This is a genomic window from Chryseobacterium taiwanense (assembly GCF_000813825.1).
Taxonomy (GTDB): domain Bacteria; phylum Bacteroidota; class Bacteroidia; order Flavobacteriales; family Weeksellaceae; genus Chryseobacterium; species Chryseobacterium taiwanense.
Genome location: NZ_JWTA01000007.1, coordinates 24927 through 39709, shown reverse-complemented (window position 1 = coordinate 39709; position 14783 = coordinate 24927). Strand labels below are relative to the sequence as shown.

Genomic DNA, 14783 nt, shown 5'->3' with positions numbered 1-14783 from the left:
GAATCAATCAAATAAATTGAAAAATGAAATATTCAAAAAATACCAATTATATTAACGAAATATTAAATCATAAAAATATTTCATTATTTTTTTTAAAAAGATACAATCGTATCATTATTATTCATATCTTAGTGATGTATTAATCATATAAAATTACATTCATGAAAAATTTGAAAAAATTAAACAGAAACGAGTTAAAAACTATTTCAGGAAACGGACTACTTGATAACATCACTGGTGCTGTTGCAGGTCTAGGTGGCGTTGTTGGCGGTACTGTTGTAGGTCTAGGAGGAGTAGTTGGTGGTGTTGTAGGTGGAGTAGTAGGTACTGTAGGTGGAGCTGTAGCTGGTACTGTAGGTGTAGTAGGAACTACATTATGCAACGTTCAGTGCGTTGTTAACGGTATTGTTGTTATCAAGGTTCTTAATTGCGGATCTACTTGTTAAGAAATACACAAGTTTAGTAAGGTATAACCGCTCCTTTGGGAGCGGTTTTTTTATGTTGAAATATAAAATTTAACAGATTAAAAGCAACCTAAATTCTCCATTATTTTCAATAGGTGCGCGATGAACACACGGCAAAACCTGCTGATTGGGATGATCTACAGCCAATTTCCAAAGATGACCTTGCCCTAAATTAATAAGTTCAGCATTCTGCTTAGCCTGATAATGCAAATCGAAGAAACATTCTTTTAAGAAAATTTCAAAGTCTTCTTCTGAACCATCATGCAATTCTTTTAGCTTTTCTCGTATTTCGGGTATCAGTATTTTCTGTTCTGCCTGTTCATTAGGTAAAATATCACTTGCAGCACCGTGATAAGTACATAAAAAAGTATCGGTAGCTACAGGGGAGCGGTCTACATGAAACGAATACACATCGGTGGAAATGAAATCAAACTCATCATCTCGTTCATAACATTTCAATAGATTAAGAGAGGGAGACGCTCCGAAATGACTTAATAATTGTAAATCATTCAAAATGATTTCTCTAGCCTTATTTCCTTCAGCTGTTAATTTTAAAGACAATAAATCTTCAACAGAAACTTCCGTAATATTTTCTTCTAACTGGAGTTGCGAAACAATTTCTTTAAAATCTCCTTCCAGTTTTCTCTTCCAGGAAATGGCATTCGTGCTTCCTTGAAAATTCGTTTTTATAAGCTCCTCAAAAGAAGAAACCGTTTGAATTTGATGATGTTTAGAAATTATTTGATCCATATTAAGATAAAACTCAACTATTGTTTCAATTCTTATTAAGCGTAGTTCTTGACAAAATTATGAATTTTAGAATCACCATTCTTAACTGAAGATTAAAGTAATCAATACTGTCTCAAAACGAAATCTGAAATTCAATTCAAATCTCTGAACTCTTTTGGAGTTACCCCTGTTCTTTGCTTAAACAGCCGAATAAAATGTTGTGGATATTTAAACCCAAGCTCATAGGCAACTTGAGCAATAGATCGATCCATATTAAAAACCTTTTCTTTAGCTACATCAATTATTTTATTTTGAATATACTCCTGGGCGGTCTTTCCTGTTTCTTTTTTAATGAGATCACCAAAATAATTTGGCGATAAATGCAATTCATCAGCACAATAAGACACAGAAGGCAACCCAACTGAATAGGGCTTTTCAGAAATGAAATAAGTATTTAATAGATGTTCAAATTTTTCCAGAATTCCTTTATTTTCATTTTCACGGGTAATGAACTGCCGATCATAGAATCTTTCGCAATAATTTAAAAATAATTCAATATTGGAAGCGATAAGTTTTTTACTGTGCTTATCTACCGCTTGAGAAATTTCATTTCCAATTTTAGAAAAAGTTTCAAGAACCAATTGTTCCTCTTTCCCCGATAAATGCAACGCTTCATTGGTTTGGTAACCAAAAAAGCTATACTCCGAAATGGTTTTAGCTAAGACAGTTCCTTTGATGAGATCAGGATGAAAAACCAAAGCATGTCCCATTGGTTGATAAAGATCGGTCTTGTTTTCAACGTCTACAATCTGTCCCGGTGAAATAAAAACTAGGGTTCCTTCCTGATAATCGTAATAATTTTTACCGTACTTAAGATCTCCGCATTTTACATCTTTCAGGAAAATGCAATACACATTAAAGTTCATTTTTGAACCGGTTCTTTGATGTGCTTTTGAAAAATCGATAACACTTACCAAAGGATGTAAAGTTTCATGATTATTAAATGCATTATAATCATCAACAGTTTCGAAATTAACTACTTTACTCATATAATCAAGCCTTTTATTGAAACAAATGTAGACATTAAATAACCGATTTGAATATCAATATCTTAATATCAGTAATAATGGTTATTATCTCCGTAATCTATCTACCAATATCCCGAATTGAAGTTAGGAAATTTGCATTAGAAATCAATTTAAACATAAATCAAAATATAATGGAAAAAGTAATTTTAAATAATGGAGTGGAAATGCCCGTTTTGGGTTTGGAGTATTTCAGGTCACCAATCCTGAAGAATGCGAACAAAGTGTTTTGTCTGCCATTGAAACAGGATATCGCTTAATTGATACGGCAGTTTCTTATCAAAATGAACAATACGTCGGAAATGCTATCAAAAAAAGCGGAATTCCCAGAGAAGAACTATTCATTACGACCAAACTCTGGGTACAAGATGCAGGTTATGAAAACACATTACAGACATTTGAAAAATCTTTAAATAAATTACAATTAGATTATTTAGATCTTTACCTGATTCATCAGCCTTATGGAGATGTTTTCGGTTCTTGGAGAGCAATGCAGGAATTATACTATCAGGGGAAAATTCGTGCTATAGGGGTATCAAACTTTCATCCGGATAGAATAACTGATTTGATAACGAACAGTCATTTTATACCTGCCATTAATCAAATAGAAACACATCCTTTTCATCAGCAAATCGAAAATCAAAAGTTTTTACAGGAAAATAAAGTTCAGATAGAATCTTGGGGACCTTTTGCAGAAGGTAAGAACGATATTTTCAATAATGAAGTTTTAAAAACTATCGGAAGTAAATATAATAAAACCATCGCTCAGATTATTCTCCGTTGGCTTATTCAGCGAGGCGTGGTCGCAATCCCAAAATCTGTTCGTAAAGAAAGAATGGAAGAGAATTTCAACATTTTTGATTTCAAACTTTCCGATGATGATATGAATTTGATTGCTGCTTTAGACACCAATGCAAGTCTGTTTTTTGATCATAGAGATCCTGCAATGGTAAAATGGCTGAGTGAAAGAAAACTAGAACTTTAAATCAAATGAAAAAGATTGTAATTTTAGTATCTCTCGTCTTTGTATCATCCTCATTCTCCGCACAGGAAAATAAGTATTTAACCATCAAAGAGCAAGGAACTTTTTCAGCAGGAGGAAATATGATTAAAAGCGAAGGGACTTTTGATCCTTTATTACCTTGGAATATTCCTCAAGGCGGGCAAACACGCCACGGAGATCATGCCGATGTTTTTTATCAAATTCCGGCTCATCCAAAGAAATATCCTATGGTATTTTTGCACGGTTATGGACAGTCAAAACGCAGTTGGCAAACAACAGCCGATGGAAGAGAAGGTTTTTCTGATTTATTTCTGAGAAAAGGTTTTCCTGTTTATTTGATCGATCAACCTGGTCGAGGAGATGCCGGACAAACAACAAAACCGGGACAAATCTCAGCAAATCCGGATGATCAGACTTGGTTTACACAATTCAGAATCGGTTTATACCCTAATTTTAATGAAGGAGTTCAGTTTCCCAAGGATGAAAAATCCTTAGATCAGTTTTTTCGAATGATGACGCCCAACACAGGAAATATAGATGAAGAAACTATTGTCAACGCAATGTCTGCAGTTTTTGACAAAACAGGAAACGGAATTCTTGTCACCCATTCTGCAAGTGGAACAATCGGCTGGAAAACAGTACTGAAAAATAATCATATAAAAGCTATAGTTTCCTACGAACCGGGCGGATTTATTTTCCCAGAAGGTGAAGTCCCAAAAGATAATCGGGGTGGAGCAGGAATTCCAATGGCAGAATTTATGAAATTAACTAAAATTCCAATCGTTGTTTACTACGGAGATTTTATTCCGAAAGAGGAAACCAAAGCTGCCTCACTGAATTTTTGACGAAATGTATTGTCAACGGCAAAACAATGGGCAAAAGTCGTGAATTCGCATGGAGGAGATGTGAAGATTGTTCATTTACCAGAGATTGGAATTAAAGGAAATACTCATTTCCCAATGTCTGATTTGAATAATAAAGATATTGCAGAAGAGCTTAATAAGTGGCTAAAAATGAAAAATTTAAATCAATAAGCATGAAAATCACAACACTATTAATAGGACTCACCATAATGTATACACCAATGATCAACGCACAATCTATAATTAACTATCAGCAAAATCCTTTCACTCTTGTGTATGATGGAGCGATTACAAAAAATGAAAAAGGGAAAGTAAATATTCATCCTGTTCATTACCAAACCAATGGAATAAATATTGCTGCAAATGTTTATACACCAACAAATTATGATAAACTAAAAAAATATCCGGCAATTGTTGTAGCCCATCCCAACGGAGGTATTAAAGAACAAACAGCAGGATTATACGCACAAAAACTGGCTGAATCCGGTTACATTACCATTGCATTTGATGCTGCTTATCAAGGAGGAAGTGGCGGCGAACCTCGTCATACCGATAAACCTGCCAATCGAGTGGAAGATATTCATGGAGCAGCAGATTTTATTTCTCATTTTGAAGGTGTAGATGCTGAAAGAATTGGAGTATTTGGAATTTGTGGCGGTGGTGGTTATACATTGAAAGCTGTTCAGTCCGATAAAAGATTTAAAGCAGTGGCAACATTGAGTATGTTTAATTCCGGGGAAGTAAGACGCAATGGATTTCAGAATTCTCAATTAAAAACCATTCAGGAACGCTTGAAACAGGCTTCGGAAGCACGTGCAAAAGAAATTACGGAAGGAAAAACAATGTACAGTGGAGTAGCCAGTATTTCTGATGAGGAGATCGCTAAAACATCGACAGATCTTTACAGAGAGGGTTATCTGTATTATTACAGAACTAATGCACATCCGAATTCTACTTTTTTATACCCTACAAGCAATCTAATGGATTTGATGACTTGGGATGCCACAACAAACATAGATTTGATTGATCAGCCCTTATTAATGATCGCAGGAAGCAAAGCCGATACAAAATATATGACCGATGAAGCATTTCCAAAAGCCATTAATGCAAAAAATAAAGAATTATTCGTGATTGACGGAGCAACGCATATTCAAACCTATTGGAAACCTGAGTACGTGAATCAAATCGTTGAAAAACTGAAGAAATTCTATCACGACAATTTATAAAACTAAAATAATTTACACTAAAAAGTTCAGTGCCAAATAATGAGCCTCTCAGAAATGAAATTTGAGCTTTTCAGTAAAGAGAATTGATCTTTGAAATATTAAATTTGTACTATTAAAAATCAAAAAATTCTGAAAATGAATACTCAAGAAAATGAAAATTTAGTCACGTTCAGCTATTCGGGGATTTTCCTGTCTTGTTTTTCAGAAGAGAGCACCAAGTGTATTCATTCAACGCCAGAGCATGTTTTGGTCTATTTATATTCCGGAGAACAGATTATTGAAGACAGAAACAAAACAATAAAACTGAAAGCCGGAGACTGTGCTTTTATCCGCAGAGACCATCGTTTAAAAATGTTCAAAAATGGAGTTGGAGAAAATTTGTACAAAGGAATTTCTTTAACTTTCAGAAGAAATGTGTTGCGCGAATTTTACAGCAATATGAATAAAGCGGAAATTCCTAAAAATGTTCCAATTTCCGATACCAATGTTTTTAAAATAAATCCAGATGCAGCCATTACAAGCTTATTTCAGTCGCTGACTCCTTATTTTGATGGTCACGTAAAACCTACAGAAAGTATTACCCATCTTAAATTATTGGAAGGAATCTACGCTCTGTTGAATCGTAATGAAGAATTTTACCCCATCTTATTTGATTTTGCCGAACCCTGGAAAGTAGATATTTTGGAATTCCTTAATGAGAATTATCAGGATGAACTTTCGATGGAGCAGATTGCCTCATTTACAGGAAGAAGTTTAGCAACATTTAAAAGAGATTTTAAAAAGATAAGCAGTCTGACTCCACAAAAATGGATCATCAAGAAACGTCTTGAAATGGCTTATATCAAATTAAAAGAAGAAAGAAAAAAAGTACAGGATGTCTATGTTGAAGTCGGTTTCAAAAACCCATCTCATTTTTCTACTGCTTTTAAAAAACAATATGGTTTTGCTCCAACGGAAATTTAACTTTTCTTTAGCAAAATGAACTTTTCAGAAAACTAATTTGAGCCTCACAGAAAGATCACTGTGAGGCTTTCATTTTAATTTTGTATAAAGATTTACAGGATGATAGCAACAGAAAAATCGACCGAAGATATTTTTACAAGATTATTAAATGGTGAAACAATTTTGCCTCATGATCCGCAAATAGGCAGGCTAAGAGAAGAATCTTATAAAGTAAAAAAACTTCTTGTAAAAATGAACAGTTCTTCTGATTCTAAAGAAATCGAAGAACTTTTAAGCCAGATAGTAGACAAAAAACTCGAAAACGTTGTTGTTTTCACTCCGATTTATATCAATTATGGCAAGAATATCAATATTGGTAAAAATGTGTTTATCAATTTCGATTGTACTTTTCTTGCATTAGGCGGAATTACCATTGAAGATAATGTATTAATCGGTCCTAAAGTAAGTTTGATAACAGAAAATCATCCTTTACACCCTAAAGACAGAAAAGGATTGATCGGAAAATCTATTCATATCAAAAAAAATGCATGGATTGGTGCCAACGCAACGATTTTACCTGGAATTAGTATTGGTGAAAATGCAGTGATTGCCGCAGGAGCAGTAGTTTCTAAAAATGTTCCGGATAACGTGGTTGTAGGAGGAATTCCTGCAAAAATTATTAAAACCATCGAATTATAAAATATAAAAATGAATTTAAAATGTTTAACAAAAGTTACATCCATGAGTGTCATACTTTTTTCACTGATGATTTGTAACACTTTAAAAAGCCAAAATAAAATGAATACAGAAGTTCCAAAAATTAGTGATTTTCCTACGGGAGAAGAAAATACAGGTTTCGCACAATATTTTACAGGGAAATCCTGGCTGGCTCCGCTCACTAAAAATAGTGATCTCAATGTTCCATTATCTAATGTAACATTTGAACCGGGTTGCCGAAATAATTGGCACAGTCATACCGGTGGACAATTGCTCATTGTTGTAGGCGGAGAAGGATTATATCAGGAAAGAGGAAAACCTGCAAGGCATTTGAAAACCGGAGATATTGTTGAAATTGCACCCAATATTGAACATTGGCATGGAGCAACTGCCGGAAGTTGGTTTTCACATCTTGCAACAACGGGCAATCCCAAAACGAACGAAAATAAATGGCTTGAACCTGTGACCGATGAAGTCTATCAAGAAGCCAACAATCAAATCAAAAAATAATGAAAATAAACAAGTGGAAACTGAGAATCTTATTTTTTGTGTTCACTTTAATAACACCCATTATGAACGCACAAAATACAGCGGAATTAAACAATCAGCAGCAAAGCTTGGTTAAAATCTCGTCACTCACTGCAGCTGGAAATATTGATGAACTTAAAACTCAATTAAACAAAGGATTAGACGAGAAATTAACTATCAATGAAATTAAAGAAGCATTGGTACAATTGTACGCTTACTGTGGATTTCCAAGAAGTCTGAATGCCATTAATGCTTTCAAAACGGTTTTAGAAAAGAGAAAATCAAAAGGAATTAATGATATTGAAGGAAAGAAAATTGTTGTCGAAAATAATCCTCCCGATAAATACGAACAAGGAAGAAAAGTCTTAGAAACCCTGTCTAAAACTCCACAAAGTAAACCTGCACCCGGATTTGGAGAATTTGCTCCAAGAATAGATGCCTTTTTGAAAGAACATTTATTTGCCGATATTTTCGTGAGCGATGTTTTGAGTTTTCAGCAAAGGGAATTGGTCACTATTTCTGCATTAGCATCAATCAGCGGTGTTGAATCGCAATTACAATCGCATATCAACATTGGAAAAAATACTGGAATTACAGAAGAACAACTGGCTCAGGCAGCAGATTTAATTGAAAATACAGTCAATACAACCCAAGCTAATACCATTCGAAAAATTATCGGAAAGCCTTTAACACCAATCATAGAAACCGATATGATGGTTCGTATGGCTGAAATTGAAGTTGTTCCGGAATATCTTGAAGAATACAAAAAGATTGTAAAAGAAAATGCTGAAGAATCTATAAAAAAGGAAAACGGAGTCATCACAATTTTCCCGATGTATCAGCAGGAAAACCCAACACAGATTCGAATCGTTGAGATATACGCTAATAAAGATGCGTACAATTCTCATCTGCAAACCTCCCATTTTCAACATTATAAAGCCACAACTTTAAAAATGATAAAAACTCTAAAGTTGGTAGAAATGAATGCAGTAGATCAGGAAATGATGATTGAAATATTTAAAAAACTGAGATAGAAAATGAAAAGCATAAAATTATTGGCAATGGCCGCAGTGTTTGTATTGGGTCATTCATACGGTCAGAAAAATTTAAAATCAGAAAAAATGAATAATGCTAAAGAACATTATACTTTCCAATTAAGTGATAAAGTGAGTCGTCAGAAAGTTACATTTAAAAATCGATACGGAATCACGTTATCCGGAGATTTATACCTTCCTAAAAACATTGGCAATGAGAAATTACCTGCATTGGCGATTAGCGGACCTTTCGGTGCTGTAAAAGAACAGTCTTCAGGTTTATATGCTAATGAAATGGCACAAAAAGGTTTTGCTGTTATTTCTTTCGATCCTTCTTATACAGGTGAAAGTGAAGGTGAGCCCAGAAATATTGCATCATCGGATATTAATACAGAAGATTTCAGCGCAGCCGTAGATTTTTTAGGACTTCAAAAGAATATTGACCGAAATAAAATAGGAATCATCGGAATTTGCGGATTTGGTGGCTTTGCACTCAATGCAACGGCTATTGATAAACGTATAAAAGCTGTAGCTACAACCAGTATGTACGATATTCCTCGTGTTGCATCAAAAGGGTATTATGACAAATTATCATTGGAGGAACGTACAAAAATCCTTGAACAAATGAGCCTTCAACGATGGAAAGATGCTGAAAACGGAAAAACAGAATACGGAGAGAATGAATTGGGAAAAAAAACAGATGAATCGCCACAATTTGTAAAAGAATATTATGATTATTATAAAACATCAAGAGGTTTTCACGAGCGTTCAATCAACTCAAATGCAGCCTGGTCAAAAACGAATGGCTTTTCAATAATGAATATTCCAATTTTAGCTTATATCAAAGAAATTTCTCCAAGACCTATATTATTGATTGCCGGAGAAAACGCCCATTCAAGATATCTTAGTGAAGATATTTATAAAGTGGCTTCCGAACCAAAGGAGTTGATGATTATCCCTAATGCTGTTCATGTTGACTTATATGATAAACTAGATAAAATTCCATTTGATAAACTGGAAAATTTCTTTAAAACTAATTTAAAATAAATTTAAATATGGAGGAAAACAATAATAATACATCGAGAAGGAAATTCATTCAGCAGACCGCGTTGGCAAGTGCAGGAATGATATTGGTGAATCCCTTGAATATTCTAGCACAGAATAATAATCAAAATAATATGACTAAAAATATAAAATCAAAAGGTTATGCCGCGAAAGACAATTCTGGAAAGCTAAGTCCTTGGGAGTTTGAAAGAAGACCTGTTGGAGACAATGATATTTTAATTGACATAAAATTCGCAAGCATCTGTCACTCAGATATTCATCAAATGAAAGGCGATTGGGGAACGCAACAATATCCACAAGTTCCGGGACATGAAATTGTAGGCATTGTAGCTGCTGTTGGCAAAAATGTAACCAAATTTAAAGTAGGAGACAGAGCCGGAGTTGGCTGTATGGTAGATAGTTGCATGCAATGTGAAAGCTGTACACACGGTGAGGAGCAATTCTGTGATCATGGGAAAACCTTATTCACGTACGGGAATCCTGATAAAACTTCTCCTTCAGGAATTACCCAAGGCGGATATTCCAACAATATTGTTGTGAGAGATCATTTTGCGGTTCATATTCCTGATCATATTTCTCTACAAGAAGCTGCTCCGTTACTTTGTGCAGGAATTACAACGTATTCTCCCATTATGAATGCCAATTTTAAAATTGGGGACAGAGTAGGTGTTGCCGGAATCGGAGGTTTAGGACATTTAGCAGTAAAAATTGCGGTTTCAAAAGGCGCTGAAGTATACGCGTTTACAACTTCACCTGATAAAGCAAAAGATATTTTAGTCTTTGGAGCAAAAGAAGTAATTGTTGTAGACAGTTTAGATAAATTAAAACCTTACAAAGGAAAACTGGATTATATGATTTCCACGATTCCTGTGCAGTTTGACTTGGCAGCATACAGTTCAGTTGTAAAACCTTACGGACATTTCACTCAGGTCGGAATGCCAGTTGGTTTTGAATTAAAACTAAGCAATATTGGTTTAGCCAGTTCAAGAGTAAACTTTAATGCTTCATTAATTGGTGGAATTCCGGAAACTCAGGAAGTTGTACATTATTGTGCAGACAATAAGGTTTTACCAAAAATTGAAGTGATCAAAGCCACACAGATCAATGATGCATGGACAAAAGTTCTGAATAAAGAAGCACGATACCGATATGTAATTGATGCAGCAACATTTTAAATAAAACAATGATTATTAACCCGTTAAAATAACGGGTTAAATTTTTAGAAAGACAATTCAAAATGTATATCTGTTTAAAATTGAGATCTTGAAAAAAATACAATTTAACATAATATAAATTATAGGATTTTATTTTACCCAAATATAGGAGAGTCTACTTTGCTATTTTAACGCTCATTTCCTATATTTGTCTTTATTCAAATACATATGAACCACGCGAGCTGTTTGCCTCCTCCAATGATTTAATATTTTCAAATTCGTTTGAAGTATTTCCTGACTGATAAAATGTTTATTGGTTATTTTCTAATGCTTCAGATTTCGATAAAAAAATAATTACAAATCATTTTTACATACAGTTCATTTTCAAATGAAAAAATCATATTTATTATTGCATCTGGCCGTAATTCTGGCCGGATTCACAGGTGTATTTGGAAAATTAATTTCTCTTAATGAAGGTCTTCTCGTTTGGTACCGACTTTTATTTTCTTCCATCTTTTTATTCCTGATTTTAAAACTGCTGAGAATCCGTTATACGATTTCAACTCAGGAAAAATTACGAATATCCAAAGTTGGTCTGCTTATCACGCTTCACTGGATTTTCTTTTATGCAAGCATTAAATACTCAAACATATCCATTGGTGTAGTTTGCTATTGCTTAGTGAGTTTTTTTACAGCCATCTTTAAGCCTTTACTAGATAAAGAAAAATTTAAAATTTCAGAATTATTATTGAGTACTTTGACTCTTTTTGGAATCAGTTTAATATTTCATTTTGATGCCTCTTACCAATTAGGAATTTGTTTAGGTGTTATCTCATCAGCTTTGGGAACGCTTTATACCATTTATAACAAACGTCTGGTTGAACATTTTGATACTAAGATCATTAACTATTATCAAATGGTTGCAGGAACTTTGATTTTAGGCCTATTAATGCCTATTTATCTCTTCTTTTTCCCGTCAGAACGCATAGTTCCTAGTTTAAAAGATACGGGTTATTTGGTCATTTTAGCCTCGTTCTGCACCGTAGGTTTATACGTGATTTTTGCCGAAGTTTTAAAGAAAATTCCTGCATTTACGGTGAATTTAACCTTCAATTTGGAGCCTATTTATGCAATTATCATGGCATTTTTATTCTTTAATGAAAGCAAGCAAGTGAATATTTCATTTTATATAGGACTCTCATTTATAATTACTTCAGTAATTCTTCAGACACTGATTTCTATCAAAAAGAAATAAAAATTCTTAATCATTTCACAATAAACCCTTTTATAATGCTCATTTATAGAAGGGTTTATAATTTAACCTCAATTTTTAACGTTAAATATTTGCGTAGCTAAATAACTACACATATATTTGTAGTCAAATAACTACATAATGAATTTAAGACGAGATGTTTTTCAGGCAATCGCAGATCCTACCAGAAGATCCATATTGATGCTGGTGGCTGCACAATCTATGACGGCGGGAGCTATTGCTTCTAATTTCGATACCGCAAGACCTACCGTTTCCAAACATCTTCAGATCCTCACCGAATGCGAACTGTTGAGATCTGAACAAAACGGCCGTGAAATTATTTACCACCTTAATCCCAATAAAATGAAAGAAATAGCCGATTTTATCGAACCTTTCCGCAAAATGTGGGACGAGAAATTCAACAAGTTAGAAGAAGTCATGAAAGCCTACCAGAATAAAAAAAATGCGTGATACGAAGTACATGTTCTTATAACACGTCTCCCGTATCTCGAACCACGAAACTCTAAACACCTCAAAATATGGAACTCAAAACAAAAATCCACGCCGAAGACGGAAAACAGGAAATCTTCATCACCCGGGAATTTGATCTGCCTGTTGAACTCCTTTTCAAAGCCTATACAGAAGCCGAACTTTTTGAACAATGGATGGGCACAAAAGTGATAAAATTTGAAAACAAACAGCATGGAAGCTATCGATTTGAAACTTCAAATCCTCAAGGCGAAGTGGTTTTCAGTGCCAATGGAACTATTCATGAAATCATTCCGAAACAGAGAATTATCCGTACTTTCCAAATGGAAAATACTCCTTTTCCTCCTCAGTTTGAGTTTCTGGAATTTGAAAAAATTACTGATACCACAAGCAAAATAACAATTCAGACGATCTATAAATCAGTAGATTTCAGAGATCAAATGCTGAAATTACCATTTGCACAAGGCATTAATATGGCTCACAACCGTCTGCAAGAACTGTTTAAATAATGAGATGCGGGATACGAGATTCGAGGTTGAACCCAATAAATTATACGACTACATAACTCGCAACTCGTACCTCGAAACACCATAAACCAAAATATATGAATCCAAAAGTTGATTTTTTCTTTAATAAAGCCCAGCAATGGCAAAAAGAATTTGAAAAACTAAGAGCAATCGCCCTAGAAACTCAGCTTGTAGAAGAGTTGAAATGGGGATGCCCTTGCTATACGTATGAAGGAAAGAATATTTTCCTGATTCATGGGTTTAAAGAATATTGTGCCCTCCTCTTTTTTAAAGGCGCTTTAATGAAAGATCCTGAAAATATTCTGATTCAACAAACTGAAAATGTGCAGGCTTCGAGACAGATCCGTTTTACAGAAATACAACAAATCATTGATTTAGAAAAAGTTCTCAAAGAATATATGTTTGAAGCTGTTGAAATTGAAGAATCCGGTGCTAAAGTCGAAATGAAGAAAACCAGAGAATTCGAAATGCCAGAAGAATTTCAGAAAAAATTGGATGAAAATCAAGAATTAAAAGAAGCTTTCGAAAGTTTAACACCTGGAAGACAACGCGCTTACCTACTCTATTTTTCTTCTGCTAAACAATCCAAAACCCGTGAATCCAGAATTGAAAAATACATTCCGGAAATTCTTAACAGAAAAGGATTAAATGATTAATTTTTAAATCGCAAAAAATGGAAACACCAAACAAATCACAGAAAAGAAATAAAATCATCTATTGGATTTTCACGCTTTGGATGTCATTGGGAATGATTTCAACAGCCATTGTACAGCTGCTGAAAAACAAAGATGAATTGGCCAACTTCACGAATCTTGGATATCCATCATATTTAATGACCATTATCGGAGTCTGGAAAATACTAGGTGTACTGGTAATTTTACTTCCTAAACGTCTGTTGTTAAAAGAATGGGCCTATGCTGGATTTTTCTTTGTCATGTCCGGGGCTATCGTTTCCCATATTATTGTGAATGACCCATTTAGCAAAAAATTTCCCACAATTTTACTGCTTGTGTTAGTGATTATTTCTTGGTATTTTAGACCTGCCGAAAGAAAAATATCTATTGCAGACTAACACCACATCAAAATAGAATTCAATATGAACACAAAGAAACTCTCCACAACACAAAACAAAGAATTGTTGAAGATTCTCAAACTTCGCTTCGAGAAAAATATGAGCCGACATAAAGGTCTTGATTGGGATAAAATTCAAGCAAAGCTTGAAAAAAACAATGAAAAATTGTGGTCTCTCCACGAAATGGAAGAAACGGAAGGTGAACCTGATGTTGTTGATTATGATAAAAAAACAGATGAATATATTTTCTTTGATTGCTCTTCGGAAAGTCCGAAACGAAGAAGTCTTTGCTACGATTATCCGGCTTGGGAAGCTAGAAAAGCCAATAAACCTGAGAATAATGTCATTGATAAAGCCGCAGAAATGGGTATTGAACTCCTAAATGAAGAACAATATCGTCAACTTCAGGAACTCGGAAAATTTGATCTGAAAACGTCAAGTTGGGTAAAAACTCCTGCATCAATCAGAGAATTAGGAGGTGCAATATTCTGTGATCGCCGTTACAATACTGTTTTCACTTACCACAACGGAGCTGATTCTTATTATGCAGCAAGAGGTTTCCGAGGATGTTTGAAAGTTTAATTTTTAGATGCATTCAATAATAAAATCATTATTTTAGCAACTTCGAAATTT

At 34.2% G+C, this 14783-nt stretch carries 18 protein-coding genes and 1 pseudogene; 17 read left to right on the top strand and 2 right to left on the bottom strand.

All coding sequences use genetic code 11. From position 1 onward, the window contains the following. Nucleotides 1–161 precede the first annotated feature (161 nt). Nucleotides 162–446, top strand: a complete 285-nt coding sequence (locus tag RM51_RS19480) for a bacteriocin-like protein (protein ID WP_039368284.1) — start codon at nucleotides 162–164, stop codon at nucleotides 444–446. 69 nt (nucleotides 447–515) lie between these two features. On the opposite strand, the gene RM51_RS09610 is transcribed toward RM51_RS19480, so the two are convergent. Together RM51_RS09610 and RM51_RS09605 are read right to left on the bottom strand one after the other, a co-directional pair. Then, nucleotides 516–1214, bottom strand: coding sequence for a DUF1826 domain-containing protein (locus RM51_RS09610; protein WP_039368283.1), 699 nt, complete (start codon nucleotides 1212–1214; stop codon nucleotides 516–518). Between the two features lie 131 nt (nucleotides 1215–1345). Further along, entirely contained in the window at nucleotides 1346–2242 is an 897-nt protein-coding gene (locus RM51_RS09605) for a helix-turn-helix domain-containing protein (RefSeq protein WP_039368279.1), read from the bottom strand. Between the two features lie 170 nt (nucleotides 2243–2412). Between RM51_RS09605 and RM51_RS09600 the strand changes: the two are divergent. The 16 genes and pseudogenes from RM51_RS09600 to RM51_RS09530 all read left to right on the top strand — a co-directional run bounded on the left by RM51_RS09600 (nucleotide 2413) and on the right by RM51_RS09530 (nucleotide 14732). Further along, nucleotides 2413–3263 (top strand): annotated as a pseudogene (locus RM51_RS09600) (aldo/keto reductase). Nucleotides 3264–3268: 5 nt separating this feature from the next. Further along, nucleotides 3269–4126: an alpha/beta hydrolase gene (locus tag RM51_RS09595; RefSeq protein ID WP_228375801.1), complete on the top strand. Its 858-nt coding sequence runs from the start codon at nucleotides 3269–3271 to the stop codon at nucleotides 4124–4126. A 9-nt stretch (nucleotides 4127–4135) separates the two neighbouring features. Beyond that, a complete protein-coding gene (locus RM51_RS19630) occupies nucleotides 4136–4315 on the top strand; it encodes a hypothetical protein (protein WP_228375800.1) in 180 nt (59 codons plus the stop codon). A gap of 2 nt (nucleotides 4316–4317) precedes the next feature. Further along, nucleotides 4318–5370, top strand: coding sequence for an alpha/beta hydrolase (locus RM51_RS09590; RefSeq protein ID WP_039368788.1), 1053 nt, complete (start codon nucleotides 4318–4320; stop codon nucleotides 5368–5370). 135 nt (nucleotides 5371–5505) lie between these two features. After that, entirely contained in the window at nucleotides 5506–6333 is an 828-nt protein-coding gene (locus RM51_RS09585) for a helix-turn-helix domain-containing protein (RefSeq protein WP_039368276.1), read from the top strand. A gap of 99 nt (nucleotides 6334–6432) precedes the next feature. Then, complete coding sequence (locus RM51_RS09580) at nucleotides 6433–7011, top strand: sugar O-acetyltransferase (protein WP_039368273.1); 579 nt, start codon at nucleotides 6433–6435, stop codon at nucleotides 7009–7011. A 99-nt stretch (nucleotides 7012–7110) separates the two neighbouring features. Then, nucleotides 7111–7539 carry a cupin domain-containing protein gene (locus tag RM51_RS09575; protein WP_228375799.1) on the top strand — a complete coding sequence of 143 codons (429 nt, stop codon included), beginning with the start codon at nucleotides 7111–7113 and terminating at the stop codon, nucleotides 7537–7539. After that, the gene (locus tag RM51_RS19110) at nucleotides 7539–8591 is read left to right on the top strand and encodes a carboxymuconolactone decarboxylase family protein (RefSeq protein WP_084111049.1); all 1053 of its coding nucleotides are present in this window, start codon (nucleotides 7539–7541) and stop codon (nucleotides 8589–8591) included. The genes RM51_RS09575 and RM51_RS19110 overlap by 1 nt, the downstream gene beginning before the upstream one ends. 3 nt (nucleotides 8592–8594) lie before the next feature. Next, complete coding sequence (locus RM51_RS09565) at nucleotides 8595–9638, top strand: alpha/beta hydrolase (protein WP_039368268.1); 1044 nt, start codon at nucleotides 8595–8597, stop codon at nucleotides 9636–9638. Between the two features lie 8 nt (nucleotides 9639–9646). Next, complete coding sequence (locus RM51_RS09560) at nucleotides 9647–10831, top strand: NAD(P)-dependent alcohol dehydrogenase (RefSeq protein ID WP_039368265.1); 1185 nt, start codon at nucleotides 9647–9649, stop codon at nucleotides 10829–10831. 367 nt (nucleotides 10832–11198) lie between these two features. Beyond that, nucleotides 11199–12065, top strand: a complete 867-nt coding sequence (locus RM51_RS09555; RefSeq protein WP_039368262.1) for a DMT family transporter — start codon at nucleotides 11199–11201, stop codon at nucleotides 12063–12065. A gap of 138 nt (nucleotides 12066–12203) precedes the next feature. Beyond that, a complete protein-coding gene (locus RM51_RS09550) occupies nucleotides 12204–12533 on the top strand; it encodes an ArsR/SmtB family transcription factor (protein ID WP_039368259.1) in 330 nt (109 codons plus the stop codon). Nucleotides 12534–12601: 68 nt separating this feature from the next. After that, nucleotides 12602–13060 carry an SRPBCC family protein gene (locus RM51_RS09545; RefSeq protein ID WP_039368257.1) on the top strand — a complete coding sequence of 153 codons (459 nt, stop codon included), beginning with the start codon at nucleotides 12602–12604 and terminating at the stop codon, nucleotides 13058–13060. Between the two features lie 95 nt (nucleotides 13061–13155). Beyond that, nucleotides 13156–13734: a YdeI/OmpD-associated family protein gene (locus RM51_RS09540; protein ID WP_039368255.1), complete on the top strand. Its 579-nt coding sequence runs from the start codon at nucleotides 13156–13158 to the stop codon at nucleotides 13732–13734. Nucleotides 13735–13751: 17 nt separating this feature from the next. Then, nucleotides 13752–14150, top strand: coding sequence for a DoxX family protein (locus RM51_RS09535; protein WP_039368252.1), 399 nt, complete (start codon nucleotides 13752–13754; stop codon nucleotides 14148–14150). A 24-nt stretch (nucleotides 14151–14174) separates the two neighbouring features. Next, nucleotides 14175–14732, top strand: coding sequence for a DUF4256 domain-containing protein (locus tag RM51_RS09530; RefSeq protein ID WP_039368250.1), 558 nt, complete (start codon nucleotides 14175–14177; stop codon nucleotides 14730–14732). Nucleotides 14733–14783 lie beyond the last annotated feature (51 nt).